A 17,873-nucleotide genomic window follows, 5' to 3' on the forward strand; every position below is an offset into this window, starting at 1 on the left:
GATAGGGACTGTTGTCGACGATTGTCGAGGTTGGGTCCGGCAAGCCCCACTGCCGGGTCCGAAGACCCCACAAGTATGCACCCACCACCCCATGCCTGCACCGACAATCTTCCGCACCTCGATACCTGTGCTGGCTGCTGCCCTCCACGATCCTCGGACGGCGGGTACCCCTTGGGGGTATCATGACGGTCACCTGTCGCCTCGCACGGCTGACGCTCTCCGACCCACTGAAACCAGATGATCATCACCACGTCTCCGCGTCGCCGACTGCTGTTGCAGGTCACGGCGACGATGGCGTTGCTGCTGCTGGTCGGGTTCACGGTCCTGATGCACACCATGGCCGGGCACACCGCCGACCCTGAGCATCCGATGACAGCTCCCACCGCCGCGATGGAGCACCACCCGGCCGCTGCCACCAGTCACACCGCGGCCACCGGTCATGCTCAAGACGTGGTTCCCGCGGTTGCGGTGAAGAACGTCCTGAGCGATGCCGGCTGCGATGGTGGCTTGTGTGCGCTGATGTGCTCGCTGATGGGGATGGCGTGCATGCTGACGATCGCCCTGTTCGCGTGGGTGCTGCTCCGCGCCCGGAGTGGCGGGGTGCTGCATCTCCTCGCGCGGCTGCTCGCCCTCGCAGCCCACGTGGCACGCCGTGTCGCGGCGCCGCGGCCGCCGTCACTATCGGCATTGCAGATCATCCGAGTCTGATTCCACCCCGGCGGGTCCTCCCACCCTCCGGCAGCACCCGCATGCCCAGAACCCGGGCAGGCAGTCGCCTGCCCGCACCCATCTGACGCATCCACGGAAACGGAATCCACCATGCAGACCACCACCATGCGCGCTCTCGCGGCCGCCGCAGCCCTGGCCATCGGGCTCACTCTCGCGGGCTGCTCCACCAACAACACCAGCAGCCCAGAGACGTCGTCGTCGGAATCCTCGTCGTCGAAATCCACCTCCGCGGCGTCGCACAACGATCAGGACGTCAAGTTCACGCAGCAGATGCTGCCCCACCACCAGCAGGCCATCGAGATGAGCGACATGCTCCTCGCGAAGGGCTCCGGCGTGCAGGCCGACGTCGGGACGCTGGCGAAGCAGATCAAGGCCGAACAGGTCCCCGAGATCATGGAAATGACCGGCTGGCTGAAGGCGTGGAACAAACCGACCCAGATGCCGAGCATGTCTGGGATGAACCACTCTGCGATGTCGGGGATGATGTCCGACTCCGACATGCAGGACCTCCAGAACGCGTCCCCGCGGGACGCCGGGCAGCTCTACCTCGAGCAGATGATCCAGCACCACACCAGCGCCGTCGACATGGCGAAAACCGAAGTCACCAAGGGCAAGAACGCAGACGCGGTCGCACTCGCGAAGTCGATCGTGCAGAGCCAGACCGAGCAGATCACCCAGATGCAGGACATGCTCGCATCCAAGTGACCCGGCGCGCGCCGCGGCAGGCTTGACCGCCTCCTCGGCGCGCAACCGGTCCGGTCCGACCCGGTCCGGTCTCCCTCATTCTCACGACGCTGCGGGACACTCTTCCCGCACCGCAACGAAGTAGGTGTACATGTTCATCCTCAACGCGCTCGGCGACGCCCTCGCAGCCGCTGGCTCCATGGGGTGGGAGATCCTCTGGCCCCTCATCCTCGGCTTCACCCTGTCCGGTATCATCCAAGCCGTCGTCCGCACGGACCGGATCATGAAGCTCATGCACGACGACTCGCCTCGCGCGATCAGCGTCGCGACCGGACTCGGCGCCCTGTCATCGTCCTGCTCCTACGCCGCAGTCGCACTCGCACGAGCCCTGTTCCGGAAAGGCGCGAGCCTGTCATCCGCGATGGCGTTCGAGGTCGCATCGACGAACCTCGTCGTCGAACTCGGCCTGATCCTGGCGTTCGTGATGGGCTGGCAGTTCACCCTCGCGGAGTTCATCGGCGGCCCAATCATGATCATCCTCATCGCCCTCGGTTTCCGACTCTGGATGCGTGGCAAGATCCTCGACGCCGCCCGCGAGCAAGCCGACAAGGGCCTTGCCGGATCGATGGAGGGCCACGCGGCGATGGACATGTCCGTGCAGGGCAACCAGGGGTTTTGGCGGCGACTGTTCTCGAAGCCGGGGCTGACAAGTGTGTCGCAGTACTTCGTCATGGACTGGGCATCCGTCATCCGCGACGTCATCATCGGTCTGCTCATCGCCGGCGCATTCGACGCGTGGGTGCCGAAAGCCTGGCTGCAAGCGATCTTCCTCGAAGGGCACCCCACGCTCGCGTTCATCATCGACCCAATCATCGGACCGATCCTGGCGATGGTGAGCTTCGTCTGCTCCGTCGGTAACGTGCCCCTGGCTGCAGTGCTCTGGAACGGTGGGATCAGCTTCGGCGGCGTGATCAGCTTCATCTTCGCCGACCTGATCATCATCCCGATCATCGTCATCTACCGGAAGTACTACGGCTGGAAGGCCGCCCTCCGGATCACCGGCATCTTCTACGGCGCCATGGTCCTCGCCGGGTGGGCCGTCGAGCTGCTGTTCACTCCGCTGGGCCTGATTCCCACGAACCGGCACCTGAGCATCGTCGCGACCACAATCAGCTGGAACTACACCACCTGGCTCAACATCGTGTTCCTCCTGATCGCCGCGTTCCTGCTGGTCGTGTTCATCCGCAGCGGTTCCTGGTCGATGCTCCGCATGATGAGCGACGCACCCGAGGAGAACAGCCACGGCCACTCGCACACCTGACCATTCCGTAGGACCGCGCCCCCCACCTCCGCCGTCCGGTAGCCGATCGCCTACCGGGCGTGGAGTTCGAGGTAGTCGAGTGCCTGGCGAACCGTCTCTTCGAGAGGGCGGGTGCTGTCGGTGATGAGCCGATCGTCCGTGCGGGGCTCGTACTCGTCGGCGGTGCGCTGTACCTCGTCCCACGTCGGCAACGTGAACCCGGGCAGGTCGTTCGCACGCTGTTCCACGCGGCGGCGGTGTTCGTCGACGTCGGCACACACGACCTCGATCACGCGCAGCGGCACCCCGGCGGCATCAGCCGTGGACACCCACCCTGCCCGAGCAGGTTCAACGCCGCTCACCGCGTCCGCGATGACCACCTGACCGCGACGGAGGTTCGGTACCGCGATGGCATGCATGATCGAGTACGCAGCGATACCGGACTGCTCGCGTGGGATTTGGTACTTCCACATCGCGCCCTCGATCGCGTCGACGCGGAGCGTCAGCGAGGGCATCAGCTCCGCGATAGCAGCAGACAGCGTCGACTTCCCTGCACCAGGAAGACCACAAACCTGAACCAGCATCGACAACTCCTTCGGCGGCCGTAGCTCCTTGTCTATCGCTCGCGGACGCGCAGCACCAGCGACGTGGATACGCACGCTGGACCACTCAACGGGCGGTCACGAGCGGCGGCAAAGGGGGATGTGGCCCCACCACCCGAGACCGTCGGCATCAACATCGAGGATGTCGCCGTACGCCCCCAGGGGCTCTCCGATGTTGAAGTCCGCTACCTCCTGGCCGAACTCTTCGGGTGTCGCAATGTCTCCGGTTGCGTAGACGTCCATCCGGTCGATGGTGGTCTCTCTATTCCGGATGATGCCGACTCGTCGGCCACCGGTCCAGGAGTAGATGACGCGAAACTCATCGTTTGTGGCCCAGGCGTCTTCAACGACCACCCGCTCGGCTTCCGTGGGCCCGCCGCCACAAAGCTTCCGTAGACAGGCAAGAAGCGCTCGTGGACCCCAGTCGTCGGAGTGTCCTGATTCGAGTTCCGCGATGTCCCCGGGGCCGCGACGATGAACGGGCTGTCCCCAGACGACAGCGAGCACGTTGCCCGCGACGCTGGTCCAGAGCATGTCCGCCGGTGACAGCGTGCTGATCTGGGTCGCGTACGCGAGGCCGAACGACTGCATGAACGTGTTGATGACGATCACCAGCGACATCAGTACGACGACCAGGAACGCCTTCGGATTCGACCGGAACAGCTCGACGATCGGCAGACGGGCGCGCCGATGGGCGTCCTTCTCGTCGACGAACACCTCAGGTTCCTCGAGGCGGCGGCGCACGAGGTACGCGACGATCAGGACGACGACGGAAAGCAGGAACGGGACTCGCCATCCCCAGCTGTCGCGGGCGGCTTCCGGCAGCGCGGCGACGGGAAGGAAGACGAGCGATGCCAGGATGATCCCGGCGCTGATGCCCGAAGACGTGAAACTCGCGTAGAACGCCCGGCGACCCTCCGGCGACTCCTCGACCGTCAACGTGGAAGCGCCGGCGGTCTCGCCACCGGCGGACAAGCCCTGCAGGATCCGGAGCACGACGAGCAGAATCGGCGCGAGGTAGCCGGCCGTCTGGAACGTGGGGAGGACGCCGATGAGGAACGTCGAGGCGCCCATGATCGTCAGCGTCGCCACGAGCGTGTTCTTCCGGCCGACGCGGTCGCCGAGGTGCCCGAAGATGAAGGCGCCGATCGGCCGGAACACGTATCCGACTCCGAGCACCGCGAAGGACTGGATCAGCGCGGCGGTCGGATCCCCCGCAGGGAAGAACACCCGGCCGAAGATCAGCGATGCCGCGGTCGTGTACACGAAGAAGTCGTAGTACTCCAGGGTGCCGCCGAGGAAGCTGGCGAAAGCTGCGCGTCGTGCTCGCGCGACGGTGCGGGTGGACTGCATTGGGCCTCTCCTCGTTGAGCGGACACGAGGGCTGGGCCAGTCGGCGTCACTGCCAGACGTGTCACCCCTCGACCGTCAACGTTAGGGAGGGTCGGAGTATCCGCGGTCCCGGTTCTCCTTATGTGCGCGGTAGCGCCGCTAATGACCATCAATGGGTGGAGCCTGGTCGCGCCAAGGCAGTAGGACCGGCGCGAGATCGTCAGCCAAGATCGCGTGTTGGCCGACAGCGTCGTAGCGAGCGGTGTGATGATGTCGAATCGTCCAGGAGGAACGGTCGGCGAACCGCAAACGGCAGCGCCACGTCGGTGCGCTCACGTCGGCACAGTGTCCAGAAGGACATCACCAAGATGTGACGCGCGTGGCAGGCGCACGACGCCTTGCCGGGAGATCACGACCTGGGCGGCGAGCATGCGGGGCCGTCTTCGGCAGCACCCTGATGTCGGCCCGACGTGAATTGACGAGACGAGGACACTCGCGGTGCGTCCGCCGTGACCCGTGGTGTGTACGACAGCGGGCTCGGCGAAGGCGAAGCGATGACGTGTCGACGACAGGAGCCGCGCATGAACGGTCTGAGAGGTGACCTCAGGCCTCCACGACATCGTCGTCGCGCCGCTCCTCTACCGGAGCCTGACACGGGCGCAACGGACCAGCGGGAGCCTCGTAGGATCGCATCGCCGCGTGCCACGTCGTCTGGCCCGTTGGTCTTTCCTCACAAGACGCAACGGTTCCGCCGTCTCCGACATGGGTGAGGCGTCGAGCGAAAATTCGGCCCTGTTCTGGGCGAAATTGGCGAGCTGGCGCTGGCCCCGGCGTGTCATTCTGAGGCCCAATTCGCACGGCTCGGAGGAGCAGGTCGAGGAACTCCGCGCATAGAGACGAGCATGGATATCGCATCTCAACTGCGCGCACGATGGGCGCTGCTCCAGACCTCACGTGAACTCGAACGACTCGTTCTTCTCGCCGCGCAGGACCCGGCGTCGGACGAGACCGCGTTCGAGGTCATCCGACGCACCCGATGGCGGGTGCGCGCGGCCGAAGTTTGGGACAGCGGGGAGGTTGCGAACATCGCGCGGGAGGAGCTCATCGGAGCACTCAAGGCCTTGCACGCCGGAACGGATGTCGGAGTGCTCTCCCACGAGCTCATTCGACGCACCCTGACGGAGCTGCCCGACGAGCCCTGACGCCAGGGCTGGCGACGCTACGCCAGCCCGAGCGCCCTCTGCGACGCGTCGATCTCTCGGCGACCGATTGCCATGACTTCCGCCAGCGTCTCGTTCGCAGATCTGACCGGAAGCCAACGAGCGATCCGACTCGCTGGAACACGGCCGAAGGGCACCGCCACCTTCGCACGATCAAGAGCAGGAGCCAGCAAGTTCCGCGCGTCGTCTACTCGTCTCCGAATGTCCACGACGTCCAACCATTCCGTCGACGTGACAGCTCCGCGCTGTTGCGCGATACGGACTCGCAAAGCCAGATCGACAAGCTGCTCCGCCGCAGCCTGGAGCCGGTGTGCGGCGGCCGCGATGTCGTTGACAACGCTCAGCGCCCTAGCCTCGTCCAGCAGCGCTCCCGAGGCAGCCGAGATCTCCGCCACCACGTTGTCCGCTGTGACAACACCGTTTGACCCAATGCTGAATCGCTCGATGCCTACCGCGTCAAGAGCCGCAGTTGCATCCTCGTTCCAGCCAGACACCACGTACACCCGAACCGCTCGCATCTCAGCTCGCTCGAGGACCGGCGTGACCTGGTCGGCGGTCACGCCGCGCGGCCGAAGCAACGCTGCAGAAACGACGAGGTCGTCTTCGAGAATGACGAGCTGAGCGGTGTTCGTGACCGTGTGGAGCTTCGTCACATCGACGCCGCTCTGGGCGAGGTGCTCCCGGATGGTCGCGGCTGCCTTTGTCTTCGTCATGATCGTTGCCACGCTCAAAGGGTGCCAGATGTTCAAGGAACGGGCGCCCCACTCCCCGGTCTCGCGTGCGATCGTGACCGACTGGACTGGCGACGATCGTCCCGAGTTACCGCCTGACCAGGCAAAACCCGGTTTCCGGGTGCTGGTCCCGTGAGCGACGCATAGGCCTCCCATGACCGAAACCCAGACCCGCTGCGCGACGTGCGGCGTACCGAATGCGTCCGCGCATACACAATCCATGACCGACGCGAGCGCGAACCCCCAGCTGGAGCCAATGCTCACGATGGACGAGCTCAGCCACTACACGCAGACCTCGAAGAGCACGCTCTACTCGCTGCGAAGCCAGGGACGCGGCCCGAGGGGCGTCCGCATCGGTCGAGCCCTCAGGTTTCGGACGTCCGACGTCGATGCATGGCTCAACATGCTGAGCGACGAGGCGGAGGCAGCCTGATGAGCGTCAAGAAGGCGGACAACGGACGTTGGCGCGCCCGCGTCTACCACCGCGGCAAGCAGGTCTCGATGGCGACGTTCGACCGGAAGAAGGACGCCGACGCTTGGGAGCTCGGCCAGAAGACGACTCTCGCATCCGGAACCTGGTCCGACCCTCGCAACGCCGAGATGACGCTCGCAGAACTCATCAAGGAGTTCCTGACCGAGCGGCGCGGACTCGTCTCGCAGCAGACCTACGACACCGATGAGACAAACCTCCGCCTCCACGTCTCAGACCAGATGAAGCGGCTTCCCATCGGTTCCATCGACGGCCGGCAGCTGCGAAGGTACGTCGCCAACCTCGTGCGCACCAAGCGGCACAGCACCGCGAAGCGAATTCGGGAGTCGCTCGGTGGGGTCTTCGCGTACGCGGTGCGGGAGGCGTACATCTCGCACAACCCAGTCCTGGATGCGCCGCTCGGTCGCGGGGACGGAACGGAAACGAACACCGTCCGGCCCTTCACCGAGTCGGAGTTCAGGTCGATGCTCGTGGCTCAGCGAGCCCTGAACCCGAACTACGCCGACGTTGTCGAGTTTCTTCGGGAGACCGGCTTGCGCTGGGGAGAGATGAAGGCGCTCCGTGTCCGCAACATCGTCACGAACCCCTTCCCCGCAGTCATGGTCGAGCGCTCGAAGAGCGACGGGTACCCCGAAAAGCAGACGAAAGGACGGCGAAGCCGGAAGGTCCCTCTCATGGGCAACGCAGAGGAAATCGCGATGCGCCATGCTGATGGCAAGTCGCCCGACGCGTTCCTGTTCCGGTCGACCGGCGGCTCCGAACTGAGCGGACCGAACTTCACCCGCGACCTTCGCTGGAAGACGACGGCAGGGAACCATCGTGTCCACGACCTTCGCCACACCGCCGCGACGGCGTGGATGAGCGACGGAATCAACGTCAAGACCATCTCTGTATGGCTCGGTCACAGCACGACACAGCAGACCGTCAACCGCTACTCCCACTGGATGAACGACGACGGCGACATGGCCGCCATCGCCCGGATGATGCGAGCTCGACGCGAGCGCTCCGAGGAGCGAGACTTGTCATGAGGCGGAGGCAGCGGAACCGAACGGGGCCCGGCCCGGCCGCTCCGTCTCAGCCCTCCTCGATGAGCACCAACGAGAACTCGTCGCTCGAGAGTGTCGGCACGCCTAGGTCACCAGCCAGCGTCACCACGGCGCGGTCGTTCGACACGACCACCCACTCCGCACCGAACAGACCCAGCTCAGCCTCGGCCATCGCGTCGAGCGCGCACGCGAGCAACATCGGGTCGGCATTCCCGAGATTTGCGTAGAGGTCGATGAGGGTCGTGTCGTCGGCTGGAACACATTGAAGGACGGCAGCGAGGTGCAGGAGGACGCCCTCATCGGTCGAGTATTCGAGCGCGCGCAGCGAATCGACGTCCGGAAGGAATCGTGCTTCGTGGAGCACTTCGGACGGTAGCCGACACTGTTCGTGCACGAACGCCGAGGAGCGTTGCTCCGGCGTCAGCCGAGTCAACGCGTTGTTGTCGAGGAGGTAGAACGTCCCCATCATTCGAGCGCCTCCCGGAAGTCCCGGATCTCTCGCGGTCGGATCTTGTTCGCGCAGACCGCTCGGCAGAACTCACCTTCGGTGATCTTGCCGGCATCCAGCGCGCCGAGCATGCGAACGGACAGCTCCCGGCCGTTGTACGTCCGGACCCCGTTCACGGGTTTCGGTTGGCGGCCCTGCGACTTCGGCCGGCTGGCGAACTCGAGGCGAAGTTCCTCGAGGTGTTGCTGAGCACCGACACAACTGATGAGTCCGAGCCGCTGGAGGCGCACGACCAGCGCGCTCGGAGTCACCTTGAACGAGTCGGCGGTGCTCCTGATTTTCCCGAGGTCGTCGGACGGAACCGTTCGCATCTGCGCCGCCGGCATTAGGACCTCGCCAACGATGTCGTACTCGCGGCCCGGGTTCGACGCAAGGTTCCGGCCGTCGTAGGTCACCGGGGCGAAGATGCCGCGAGCGACCAAGACGGTGAGAAGGGTAAGCGTGAAGAGCTGACGCCCCTCCGGCTCCTCGTCGTCGCCGTGACTCCCCCGCGAGAGGAAGATGTACGGGACCTTCTTGTCCTTGATGGTCAGCCCACTGAACTTGACCTCGATGAGCTGCGGCATGAAGCCGCGGACGCTGCGCGAGACGAGGATCTGGTGCGACTCCAGCGTCTCGATGAGCAACGACAGGGCGGCGCCCTTCGATCGAGCCGAGCGGAGTACGGCCACATCCAAGTCGAGAGCTGTGAGCAGCACGGCGACGTCCTCCTCGATCGTCGCCCGAGGCTTCCGGAGGACTCCAACGATCTTGTTCTCGGCGAGCGACTCGTCGTGAGTGCGCAGCATCATCTGCTTCCGCACAAGATCCTTGACGATGAGCTCGACGTCGCTGAGCTCGATCGTCGTACGCGAGTTGACGGCGAAGGTGTCTTTGCTCAACCCTTGCAGCAGCTTCTGCGTCTTCGTTTCGACCTGCGCCCGAACCAGCTCGCGCGGCGCGAAGCAGAGTGCGTACGGCACCTGTGCGGTGCGCGCCAGATCGACGAGATCAGAAAAGCTGATCGTTGACCGTTCGAGGGCGTGGCGATACGGAACGCGTGCACTCACGACAGAGTTCTCGAACAGCTCGACGAAGACGACGCGGTCGATCATCACGCGGCTCCCGTGCAGAGTGACCGCGATCGTCCCTGGCTGGTCGGCGCTCACGGCAACACCGCGTGGTGGCTCAACGATCCAGACTCGGTGGCTGCCGTGCTCCCCATCCGACCGACGATCCCTCATGTCGGCCTTCGAAGCGACCCCGAGTTCGGGTGTCGAGCAAGTCAACTCGCCGACCGGAGGCCATCAAGAAGGTGACGCGTACAAGTGCGCCTTGCCCCAATCCCGCTCCAGACCTCCGGCGCGCACCGCTCGAGAGCCTCTAGGCTCCGAGCATGGGTGATCTCACGGTGACGATTCGTCCTGGTCGGCGCACGGAGATCCAGAACATGCCGTTCGAGGGCAACGGACGCGGCTACACCATCCTCGGAGACATGTTCAACGCTTCACGGCGTGGTCAGGTCGACTACTCCCCCAGCTCCCGATCATGGTCGGTCTCGCGGCCGCACACGAACGCTGTCATCCACGGTCTCGCCGCACGATACGGCCGGGTAACGGTGATTCAGCATGGCGGTGTCGAGAAGTGCGTGGAAGCGTGCTGGAAGACGGGACTCCCCGAAAACGCATGGCTGTGTGAGTGCGCATGCGCTGGACGAAATCACGGCTCGGGGCAGCCGTTCAAAGTCATCGTAGGGGGCAACGGTCCCGGCGGACAGCTCTCGGTGCAGGCCCGTGCGCCCCACGTGTTCTACGTCGGCTGATCACGAGCCGAGTCGGCGGAGCTGACCCGTGCTCGAGCCGGAACCATTGCCAGGGTCCGGTGGGCTCTGGCGGGCTCGAACCGCCGACCACTTCGGTGTAAGCGAAGTGCTCTACCAACTGAGCTAAGAGCCCTCAAGGCCGATCCTACTTGGCGATGAGCTGACATCGTGACGACGAGCGACTTGACTCGCCGTCGCCGACGACGGTGGCCGACTCTCGCCTGCGCGATACTTGCCCTCGGCGCTGCGGCGCTCGTTCGACCCGACCGGGTCCACACTCGAAGGGCCGGGGGTCCCGTGATCAAGCGCATCGTCCGTATCGACGGCATCGGTCTTTTCCGGCGTTGGCAGCCCGGCAGCGATTCCTTCAACTTCGAACGGATCAACGTCGTCTATGGCGGCAACGGCACCGGCAAGTCGTCAGTCGCACGCGCGTTCGGCGAGGCGACCGCGGCATCATCGGCCTCGACCGTGCACGTCTCAGTCGAAGACGGCGACAGGCTTCGCCAAGTCACGTCGAGCGAGGACCCCTTCTGGACACGCGTCCGCGTGTTCAACCAGGACTACGTCGAGAACAACCTGAGCTTCGGCACCGATCGCAGCGAGGCAGCACCGCTTCTCGTCCTCGGCCAGAAGAGCGTTGGTCGCGAGACACGGCTCGCGCAGATCGCCGAACGCCTCGAGATCATCGAGAGCGAGGAGCGTCTCGCGGTTGAGGACGCCGGCCGCGCGAGAAACGCTGCGGACCGTCTCGCAACTGCGACCGCGACGACGATCCACAGCGAGCTGCAGCACGTGAGCGCACGGTACGGCCGGGCCTACAACCGTCGCCAGGTGAAGACCTTGCTGGATGCCTTGCCGACCAGGTTCGACGAACCCCTCGACGAGGTCATCTCGACGCATCTCGGCACTGTTCGTCCGCAGAAGATGGAGCCAGTCTCCCTCCTCACCATCACCGGTGAAAGTGTCGTTCCGCTCGTCGCCGAGGTGGGTGACGCGCTTGCCACCTCGGTGTCGAACGTGGTCCTCGACGACCTGGCCGCGCATCCCGAGGACAGCACCTGGGTGAGTGAAGGCGTGTCGAGGCACGAGCAACGCGATCGGTGCCTGTTCTGTGGCGGTGTGGTGACCGACGAACGCCGAGGTGCTCTGGCCGCGCACTTCGACGGCCGGTTCCGGCAGCTGGAGCGCACGCTCGACATGCTGGACGGCCGCGTCGCAGCGGTCATCGCGGCTCAGCAGGGCATGATCTCCCGCGCGCCGGCAGCAAATCTCCTGTACCCGCCGCTCCGGGAGTCGTACGGTGAGCTGCTCGCCGGGGTGCGAGAGGCCACCACGTCTCGAAGCGAGGCCCTCGACGCGGTTCGCCGTGCGATCGAGACCAAGCGCTCCGCGATGTTCGACGTGGTCACGTTCGATCCCGGTGTTGTCGACGGCCAATCGGACGACGTGGCCGCGATCAACCTCGTGCTGCGGGACCACAACGAGCGTTCGGCGGCGTTCGAGTCGATCCGCGCGGACGCCGCCGACCGTGTCGAGCGCGCTCGGGTCGAGTTGATCCGCTCGGAGTACGTGTCGCTGTCGGAGCGAGCGCTCGGCGCCGAGCAACAAGCGGCAGACCACGGCGCCGAGCGCGAGCAGTTGACCCGCGAACGTGGGCGCCTGAATTCTGCCGGGCTCGACGCGGGACCACTTGCAAGCGAGCTCACCCGAGACGTTGCCGTCCTCCTCGGTCGCGACGAGCTCCGCTTCACCGCCGTCGATGGGCGTTACGCCATCGAACGGGACGGGCGCCCGGCCGTCGGTCTCAGCGAGGGCGAGCGGACGGCGATCTCGCTGCTCCACTTCCTGTGCAGCCTCCGCGACGAGACGATGCGTGGCGCCGACCTGACCGTCGTCATTGACGATCCGGTGTCGAGTCTGGACCAGGAGATCATGGTCGGCGTCTCCGGGCACCTCTGGAACACCTTCGTCGGAGCGGGCATCCGCCACCAGTTGATCCTGCTCACGCACAGCTTCGAGCTCTTCCGGATGTGGGTGAACCAACTGGACCGGCTGCACTCGCGGCTCCGCCGGGACAACTCGTACTCATTGCACGAGCTGCGCTCGAGGGTGAGTCGCGACGCTGAGGACGTTCCCCGTCGTGTGCCTGTGCTGCGGAGCTGGAGCGACCCTCAGCTCCGCAAGAAGCTGCGCTCCCAGTACCACTACCTGTTCTGGCGAGTCGGCAGTGCCGTCCTCGAGCGGAACTCCGGTACGCAGTTCGAGGCTGAGCTTGAAGCTGCTGCGCTCCTACCGAACGCCGCGAGGCGGCTCTTGGAGTCGTTCCTGGCCTTTCGGTTGCCAGTGCTCATGGGCGACTTCGAAGGGAGCATGCGGACGGCGTTCGACGAACACCAGATCGAGCAGCCACTCCGCCAGCGTCTGGTGCGGTTCCTTCACCAGTCGTCGCACAGCGAAGAAGCGGACATCTCTCGGCCCGTGGACGTGCACGAGGCGGTGGTCGTCCTCGAGTCGGTGTTCCGCTTCATCGCGGCAGTGGATCGGCCGCACTTCGAGCAGATGTGCGCCGCCGTCGTGCCGGGCCTCTCGTACATCGGTGCGGCTTCGGTCACGGTGGAACCGGTCGCTGCCGCCTAGCCGTTGCCATTTCCGCACCGACACCAAACCGACACGGACACGGAGCAACGCTCGGACCAGTCAGAGGGAACGGGACGATCACCGTCCTGACCTGGTCTTTCGGCGACCAGCGGAGCGCGAGCGACGGGACTGACATCCACGGTGTAAACGTGGCGCTCTACCAGCTGAGCTAAAGGCCCTCACGTCGAGTCTACGGCGTCGGACACCCCGCCCGATGTTCAGCCACAGGCTTACTTTCGGCGATGTGAAGTCGTATCCTTAACACGTGCACTCCGCCCCCGTGATCGCGGTGATCGTCGACCTCGTCGACTCCCGCACCCTCGACGACCGCGCGGCGGCCCAGCGCGACGTCGAGCGCGCCTTCGACGGTACCCCAGCGGTCGAGGCGGTCGATCCGCTGCGCGCCACCGTCGGCGACGAGTTCCAGGTGATCTACGCCACGCTGACCGACGCACTCGTCGCGACCACGGCCGCGATCCTCGCCCTCCCGCCGACCGTGCAGATCCGGTTCGGGATCGGGCGCGGCACGGTGCGGACGATCGGCGCGGGTGCGGTCGGTCCCCTGCAGGACGGCCCCGGGTGGTGGTCCGCACGCGACGCCATCAACGAGACCCACCGGCGCGAGGACGGCCGGACCGCGTTCCTCCGGGCCTGGTACCACGACGCCGAGGACCGCCACGGACCGACGGAGCGACTCGTGAACGCCTACTTCCTGAGCCGCGACCACGTCGTCGCGCGCCTGACCCCGCGTGCACGGCGGATCGCCCTCGGGCTGGTCCAGGGCCGGACCCAGGCGCAGATCGCTGCTGACGAGGGCATCACCCCGTCGGCGGTGTCCCAGTCCGTGCAGAAGTCGGGCGTCGCCGCACTGGTCGAGGGCCTGCGGGTCCTCGGGGACGGGGGCCGCTGATGCTCGCCGGGGTCCTCCTCGCCCTGATCGGGACGGCCGACGTCGTGCGCACCCGGACCGGCACCGACGCCGCACCACGCCGCGTCCTGACCGCGATCGTGGTCCTGCTGCTGTGGATCGGGGTGGCCGTCGTCGCCGTGCCGGGCCTCGGCCTCCCCGTCGGGGCGGTGGCCAGCGCGATCGTGCTCGCCGCCCTGTGGATCGCCACGACGACGCCGGTGCGGCCGACCGACGCCCGGCCGTCGACCACGCCGCCACGGGTCTGGTGGCGCCGCTCGGGCTCGTGGCCGTCGGTCCTGCTCGCGGTCGCGCTCGCCGTGCTGCTGCTGACGGTCCCGTCCGTCGATCCCTCGGGGTTCGTCGTCGAGTGGCAGCGTGGTTCCGCGCCGGCCTTCGTCGCCGCCGTCCCGCTCGCCGCGATCGTCGGCGGCGTCGGAGCGGCGCTGTTCCTGGTCGACTCGGCCAACGTCGTCGTCGCCCAGGCCCTCCCGCCGGGGCTCTCCCCGGACACCGTCGGGCGTGCGGTCGAGGACGGCCGGGGTCGACGGCTGTTCGCTCGACGACCCCGACGGGACGTCCGCGAGGCCCAACCTGCAGGCGACGACGACGCCGGCCAGGGCACGGTCCTGCTGCAGGGCGGCCGCATGATCGGACCGATCGAACGCCTGCTGCTCGCCGGGTTCTCGCTGGTCGGGGCCTTCCCCGTCGTCGCGGCGCTGATCGCGGCCAAGGGCATCGTCCGCTTCCCGGAGATCCGCCGCGAGACGACCGGGTACCAGGCCGAGTACTTCCTCATCGGCAGCCTGGTGAGCTGGGCGATGGCGTTCGCCGCGGCCGGCATGTGCTGGTTGCTCGCACAGGGCTGAGGCCCCGGGCGAGTCCCGCGCGACCCGTGACCCACGTCGCCGGGCACCGCGCTCCCCGTCGAACCACGAATCCGACATCGAACAACCGCCTGGTCCCGGTTCGATGTCGGATCCGTGGTTCGACGCCGCCAGCGCACCGCCGCCAGCGCCCCGCCGACGCCACAGGCCGGATGCACAGCGGCCGCCCCGGGAGATCCCGGTCGTCGCCGGGTAGCGTCGTCTACGTGAACGGAGTCGGAGTCCTCGACGAGGCCGGCCGCCTGCGGCTGCTGGGTGCCGGTGCGACCGGTGCCGCCTTCGCCGTCGTGCTCGTCGTCCTCGTGGCGTCGTCGTGGACGGAACCGACCCCGGCGCTCCTCGTCGGCCTCGGCGTCCCGGCGGCAGCGGTGGGCATCGCGATCGCCGTCGTCCTGCAGCTCCGCTCCTGGCGCGCCGAGGGCGGGTACGACCGGAGCGTCGTCGTCCGCAACTGGGTGCTCGACGGCGAGGTGCCCCCGACCGTGCCGGCCGCCGAGTGGATCCCCCTCGTGCAGGCCCAGGCCGAGCGCGAGGTCGCCGGCTGGGGCAAGATCGTGCTCTCGACGATCTGGATCCTCATGACCTGGTCGATGCGGGACCAGCACGGACCGGTCATCACGACGATGCTGATCCTGCTCTGGATCGGCCTCGGCCTGTGGAGCGCACTCTGGGTGATCCCCCGCGCCCGGGCCGCCAAACGACTGCTCGGCCGCGGCGTCGCCACCCCCACCTGATCCCGCCCGGCACCGTCCTGGGTACGCTCGCCGTCATGCAGAGTCGCACCCTCGGCCGTACCGGCCGCCCCGTGTCCGTCGTCGGCCTCGGCACCTGGCAGTTCGGCGGTGACTGGGGCCCGGTCTCCGACGCCGACGCGAACGCCGTCATGGACGCGTCCGTCGAGTCCGGCGTCACGCTGTTCGACACCGCCGACGTGTACGGCGACGGCCGGAGCGAACAACTGATCGGCGCGTGGCGGGCGGCCAACCCCGACGTCCCGCTCACTGTCACGACGAAGATGGGCCGCCGCGCCGACCAGGTCCCGTCCAACTACGTCGCCGCGAACTTCCGCGAGTGGGTCGACCGCTCGCGCCGGAACCTGCGGCAGGACACCCTCGACCTCGTCCAGTTGCACTGCCCGCCGACCGAGGTCGTCGCCGACGACGCCGTGTACGACGCCCTCGACGCGCTCGTCGCCGACGGCTCGGTCGCCGCCTACGGCGTCAGCGTCGAGACCGCCGACCAGGCGCTCACCGCGATCGCCCGCCCCGGCGTCGCCACCGTCCAGATCATCCTCAACGCGTTCCGTCTCAAGCCGCTCGACCGCGTGCTGCCGGCGGCCCAGGAGGCGCGGGTCGGCATCCTCGCGCGCGTCCCGCTGGCATCGGGGTTGCTGTCCGGCAAGTACACGGCGGACACGTCCTTCGCCGAGGGCGACCACCGCAACTACAACCGCCACGGCGAGGCGTTCGACCAGGGCGAGACCTTCAGCGGCGTCGACTTCGAGGACGGGGTGCGCGCTGCCCAGGCCTTCGCGGCATCGCTGCCTGACGGCGTCTCGGTCCCGCAGGCGGCGCTCGCGTGGATCATCGCCCAGGACGGCGTGACCGCGGCGATCCCCGGCGCACGCAACCCGGAGCAGGCCCGGTCGAACGCCGGTGCGGGCTCGCTGCCCGAGGTCCCGGGCCTCGACGAGACCGTCCGCGAGCTGTACGACGAGTGGTTCCGCGCCGCCGTGCACGACCGGTGGTGAAGCCGGCCGCCGTCGGCGCAGCGCTCGCGGCCCTCACGGTCCTGGCGCTCATCGCGGGCGGGACGGCACCGGCGGACGGCACCTCGCGGTCCGCTCCCCCGTGGCCCGCGCCGACGGCCCTCGCCGAGCACGCGGACGACGCCGGACTGCGCAACGTCTGGGGCGAGCGACTCGCCGAGCACGTGCACACCCACCTGACGATCCTCGACGGCGACGTCCCCGTGACGGTGCCGGCGAACGTCGGGCACTCGGACACCCGACGGTTCGCCGCGCAGCTGCACACGCACGACACCTCGGGCATCCTGCACGTCGAGTCCCCCACCCGGCAGACCTTCACGCTCGGGCAGTTCTTCGACGAGTGGGGCGTCTCGCTCGGCCCCGCGCACGTCGGCGGGCTCCGTGGCGAGCTGACGGTGTGGGTCGACGGCCGCAGGTTCATCGGCGACCCGCGCTCCATCGCGCTGACGAACCGCCGCGAGGTCGTGCTCGACGTCACGACGATCGGCGAGGTCCCGCACCTGCCGCCACCCTTCGACTGGCCGCCGCAGTACCGCTGACCCGCACCGCGCCACGCCCGGCGACGCCGCGCCCTCAGTCGCCCGGCAGACCGAGCGCGCTCCCCCGCGGGACCGGTCGCGACTCCGGAGGGTGCACGGCCCGGAGCGCGCGAACCAGCTCGCGGTCGTGCCGGTCCGAGCCGCCGCCGACGCTCCCGAGGCCGTACCGGGCACGCAGTCGGACCGGCCCGTGGACGGTCTCGAGGCGGAGGCACGACATCGTGAACGTCGGGTACCACGGAGGCCGGTACTCGCCCACGTCGATCGACGTCACGTCCGACCACAGCACGGTCGACACCGGCTCCGGTTCCTCGGGCGCCCACCCGTGCAGGCCCGCGTCGTCGACCGTCCACACCACCGGCAGCGACGTCGGCACCCCGACGGCGCGCTGTCCGGATGCCCAACGCCGCACCGGCAGCCAGAGCCGGATCGGCAGCCCACCGACCTCGTGCACCCGTCGCGCCGTCGCGCGGTCGGCGTACGGGAACCACAGGTTCGGCACGACCACCACCACGCCCGTGATGATGACGGAGGCCGCGATCGCGCTGATCGTCGGTTCGGTGTGGAACGCGACGCACGCGGCGGTCCCGACCGCCACCGCGACGAGGCTCGCCACACGGAGCGGCACCGGGTCGACGAAGCGGCCGTCCCGCAGCCGCTCCAGCCACGCCCGACGGTCCCGCGGCACG

19 protein-coding genes and 1 tRNA gene are annotated in these 17,873 nt (G+C 67.5%); 13 read left to right on the top strand and 7 right to left on the bottom strand.

Going from position 1 to position 17,873, the window contains the following annotated elements; genetic code table 11:
• Nucleotides 1-237 precede the first annotated feature (237 nt).
• From WFH25_RS05090 to WFH25_RS05100, 3 genes are all read left to right on the top strand, one after another.
• On the top strand, nucleotides 238-708 hold the full coding sequence (locus tag WFH25_RS05090; RefSeq protein ID WP_281264293.1) for a hypothetical protein: 471 nt from the start codon (nucleotides 238-240) through the stop codon (nucleotides 706-708).
• A 111-nt stretch (nucleotides 709-819) separates the two neighbouring features.
• Nucleotides 820-1,434: a DUF305 domain-containing protein gene (locus WFH25_RS05095; RefSeq protein WP_281264292.1), complete on the top strand. Its 615-nt coding sequence runs from the start codon at nucleotides 820-822 to the stop codon at nucleotides 1,432-1,434.
• Between the two features lie 130 nt (nucleotides 1,435-1,564).
• Entirely contained in the window at nucleotides 1,565-2,734 is a 1,170-nt protein-coding gene (locus WFH25_RS05100; RefSeq protein ID WP_281264291.1) for a permease, read from the top strand.
• A gap of 50 nt (nucleotides 2,735-2,784) precedes the next feature.
• On the opposite strand, the gene WFH25_RS05105 is transcribed toward WFH25_RS05100, so the two are convergent.
• The gene (locus WFH25_RS05105; RefSeq protein ID WP_187290482.1) at nucleotides 2,785-3,372 is read right to left on the bottom strand and encodes an AAA family ATPase; all 588 of its coding nucleotides are present in this window, start codon (nucleotides 3,370-3,372) and stop codon (nucleotides 2,785-2,787) included.
• Nucleotides 3,373-3,393: 21 nt separating this feature from the next.
• Complete coding sequence (locus WFH25_RS05110; RefSeq protein ID WP_336697025.1) at nucleotides 3,394-4,668, bottom strand: MFS transporter; 1,275 nt, start codon at nucleotides 4,666-4,668, stop codon at nucleotides 3,394-3,396.
• 881 nt (nucleotides 4,669-5,549) lie between these two features.
• Here WFH25_RS05110 and WFH25_RS05115 point away from each other — a divergent pair.
• Nucleotides 5,550-5,849, top strand: a complete 300-nt coding sequence (locus tag WFH25_RS05115) for a hypothetical protein (protein WP_281264289.1) — start codon at nucleotides 5,550-5,552, stop codon at nucleotides 5,847-5,849.
• A gap of 17 nt (nucleotides 5,850-5,866) precedes the next feature.
• Here WFH25_RS05115 and WFH25_RS05120 read toward each other — a convergent pair whose 3' ends face one another.
• Complete coding sequence (locus tag WFH25_RS05120; protein WP_144759176.1) at nucleotides 5,867-6,592, bottom strand: hypothetical protein; 726 nt, start codon at nucleotides 6,590-6,592, stop codon at nucleotides 5,867-5,869.
• A gap of 226 nt (nucleotides 6,593-6,818) precedes the next feature.
• On the opposite strand from WFH25_RS05120, the gene WFH25_RS05125 reads away from it, so the two are divergent.
• Together WFH25_RS05125 and WFH25_RS05130 are read left to right on the top strand one after the other, a co-directional pair.
• Nucleotides 6,819-7,031, top strand: coding sequence for a helix-turn-helix transcriptional regulator (locus WFH25_RS05125; RefSeq protein WP_186317530.1), 213 nt, complete (start codon nucleotides 6,819-6,821; stop codon nucleotides 7,029-7,031).
• Nucleotides 7,031-8,116: a tyrosine-type recombinase/integrase gene (locus tag WFH25_RS05130; protein WP_186317531.1), complete on the top strand. Its 1,086-nt coding sequence runs from the start codon at nucleotides 7,031-7,033 to the stop codon at nucleotides 8,114-8,116. The genes WFH25_RS05125 and WFH25_RS05130 overlap by 1 nt, the downstream gene beginning before the upstream one ends.
• 46 nt (nucleotides 8,117-8,162) lie before the next feature.
• Here the strand turns inward: WFH25_RS05130 and WFH25_RS05135 are convergent, their stop codons facing one another.
• Both WFH25_RS05135 and WFH25_RS05140 read right to left on the bottom strand, forming a co-directional pair.
• The gene (locus WFH25_RS05135) at nucleotides 8,163-8,603 is read right to left on the bottom strand and encodes a hypothetical protein (protein WP_186317532.1); all 441 of its coding nucleotides are present in this window, start codon (nucleotides 8,601-8,603) and stop codon (nucleotides 8,163-8,165) included.
• On the bottom strand, nucleotides 8,600-9,790 hold the full coding sequence (locus WFH25_RS05140; RefSeq protein ID WP_336697026.1) for a hypothetical protein: 1,191 nt from the start codon (nucleotides 9,788-9,790) through the stop codon (nucleotides 8,600-8,602). Before WFH25_RS05140 ends, WFH25_RS05135 begins: the two co-directional genes overlap by 4 nt.
• 227 nt (nucleotides 9,791-10,017) lie before the next feature.
• Here WFH25_RS05140 and WFH25_RS05145 point away from each other — a divergent pair, with 227 nt between their 5' ends.
• Nucleotides 10,018-10,443 (top strand): hypothetical protein, encoded by a 426-nt coding sequence (locus tag WFH25_RS05145; RefSeq protein WP_281264287.1) that lies wholly within the window; start codon nucleotides 10,018-10,020, stop codon nucleotides 10,441-10,443.
• Nucleotides 10,444-10,503: 60 nt separating this feature from the next.
• Here WFH25_RS05145 and WFH25_RS05150 read toward each other — a convergent pair.
• Nucleotides 10,504-10,576 (bottom strand) — tRNA-Val (locus WFH25_RS05150).
• A gap of 164 nt (nucleotides 10,577-10,740) precedes the next feature.
• Here WFH25_RS05150 and WFH25_RS05155 point away from each other — a divergent pair.
• The 6 genes from WFH25_RS05155 to WFH25_RS05180 all read left to right on the top strand — a co-directional run bounded on the left by WFH25_RS05155 (nucleotide 10,741) and on the right by WFH25_RS05180 (nucleotide 17,184).
• Nucleotides 10,741-13,083, top strand: coding sequence for an AAA family ATPase (locus WFH25_RS05155; protein WP_336697027.1), 2,343 nt, complete (start codon nucleotides 10,741-10,743; stop codon nucleotides 13,081-13,083).
• A gap of 265 nt (nucleotides 13,084-13,348) precedes the next feature.
• A complete protein-coding gene (locus WFH25_RS05160) occupies nucleotides 13,349-13,993 on the top strand; it encodes a SatD family protein (RefSeq protein ID WP_336697028.1) in 645 nt (214 codons plus the stop codon).
• The gene (locus WFH25_RS05165; protein ID WP_336697029.1) at nucleotides 13,993-14,859 is read left to right on the top strand and encodes a hypothetical protein; all 867 of its coding nucleotides are present in this window, start codon (nucleotides 13,993-13,995) and stop codon (nucleotides 14,857-14,859) included. Before WFH25_RS05160 ends, WFH25_RS05165 begins: the two co-directional genes overlap by 1 nt.
• A 224-nt stretch (nucleotides 14,860-15,083) precedes the next feature.
• Nucleotides 15,084-15,611 carry a hypothetical protein gene (locus WFH25_RS05170; protein WP_071301907.1) on the top strand — a complete coding sequence of 176 codons (528 nt, stop codon included), beginning with the start codon at nucleotides 15,084-15,086 and terminating at the stop codon, nucleotides 15,609-15,611.
• A gap of 35 nt (nucleotides 15,612-15,646) precedes the next feature.
• Complete coding sequence (locus WFH25_RS05175) at nucleotides 15,647-16,627, top strand: aldo/keto reductase (RefSeq protein WP_070418729.1); 981 nt, start codon at nucleotides 15,647-15,649, stop codon at nucleotides 16,625-16,627.
• The gene (locus WFH25_RS05180; RefSeq protein ID WP_336697030.1) at nucleotides 16,624-17,184 is read left to right on the top strand and encodes a hypothetical protein; all 561 of its coding nucleotides are present in this window, start codon (nucleotides 16,624-16,626) and stop codon (nucleotides 17,182-17,184) included. The genes WFH25_RS05175 and WFH25_RS05180 overlap by 4 nt, the downstream gene beginning before the upstream one ends.
• 34 nt (nucleotides 17,185-17,218) lie before the next feature.
• On the opposite strand, the gene WFH25_RS05185 is transcribed toward WFH25_RS05180, so the two are convergent.
• A complete protein-coding gene (locus WFH25_RS05185; protein ID WP_336697031.1) occupies nucleotides 17,219-17,872 on the bottom strand; it encodes a hypothetical protein in 654 nt (217 codons plus the stop codon).
• Between the last annotated feature and the right edge of the window lies 1 nt (nucleotide 17,873).

This window comes from Curtobacterium sp. USHLN213, from assembly GCF_037144815.1.
GTDB lineage: Bacteria > Actinomycetota > Actinomycetes > Actinomycetales > Microbacteriaceae > Curtobacterium.

Bases quoted from the DNA above. Each gene is read 5' to 3' on its own strand.
- WFH25_RS05090 (WP_281264293.1), top strand. From the start codon at position 238: ATGATCATCACCACGTCTCCGCGTCGCCGACTGCTGTTGCAGGTCACG.
- WFH25_RS05095 (WP_281264292.1), top strand. From the start codon at position 820: ATGCAGACCACCACCATGCGCGCTCTCGCGGCCGCCGCAGCCCTGGCC.
- WFH25_RS05100 (WP_281264291.1), top strand. From the start codon at position 1,565: ATGTTCATCCTCAACGCGCTCGGCGACGCCCTCGCAGCCGCTGGCTCC.
- WFH25_RS05110 (WP_336697025.1), bottom strand. From the start codon at position 4,668: ATGCAGTCCACCCGCACCGTCGCGCGAGCACGACGCGCAGCTTTCGCC.
- WFH25_RS05115 (WP_281264289.1), top strand. From the start codon at position 5,550: ATGGATATCGCATCTCAACTGCGCGCACGATGGGCGCTGCTCCAGACC.
- WFH25_RS05125 (WP_186317530.1), top strand. From the start codon at position 6,819: ATGACCGACGCGAGCGCGAACCCCCAGCTGGAGCCAATGCTCACGATG.
- WFH25_RS05130 (WP_186317531.1), top strand. From the start codon at position 7,031: ATGAGCGTCAAGAAGGCGGACAACGGACGTTGGCGCGCCCGCGTCTAC.
- WFH25_RS05135 (WP_186317532.1), bottom strand. From the start codon at position 8,603: ATGATGGGGACGTTCTACCTCCTCGACAACAACGCGTTGACTCGGCTG.
- WFH25_RS05145 (WP_281264287.1), top strand. From the start codon at position 10,018: ATGGGTGATCTCACGGTGACGATTCGTCCTGGTCGGCGCACGGAGATC.
- WFH25_RS05165 (WP_336697029.1), top strand. From the start codon at position 13,993: ATGCTCGCCGGGGTCCTCCTCGCCCTGATCGGGACGGCCGACGTCGTG.
- WFH25_RS05175 (WP_070418729.1), top strand. From the start codon at position 15,647: ATGCAGAGTCGCACCCTCGGCCGTACCGGCCGCCCCGTGTCCGTCGTC.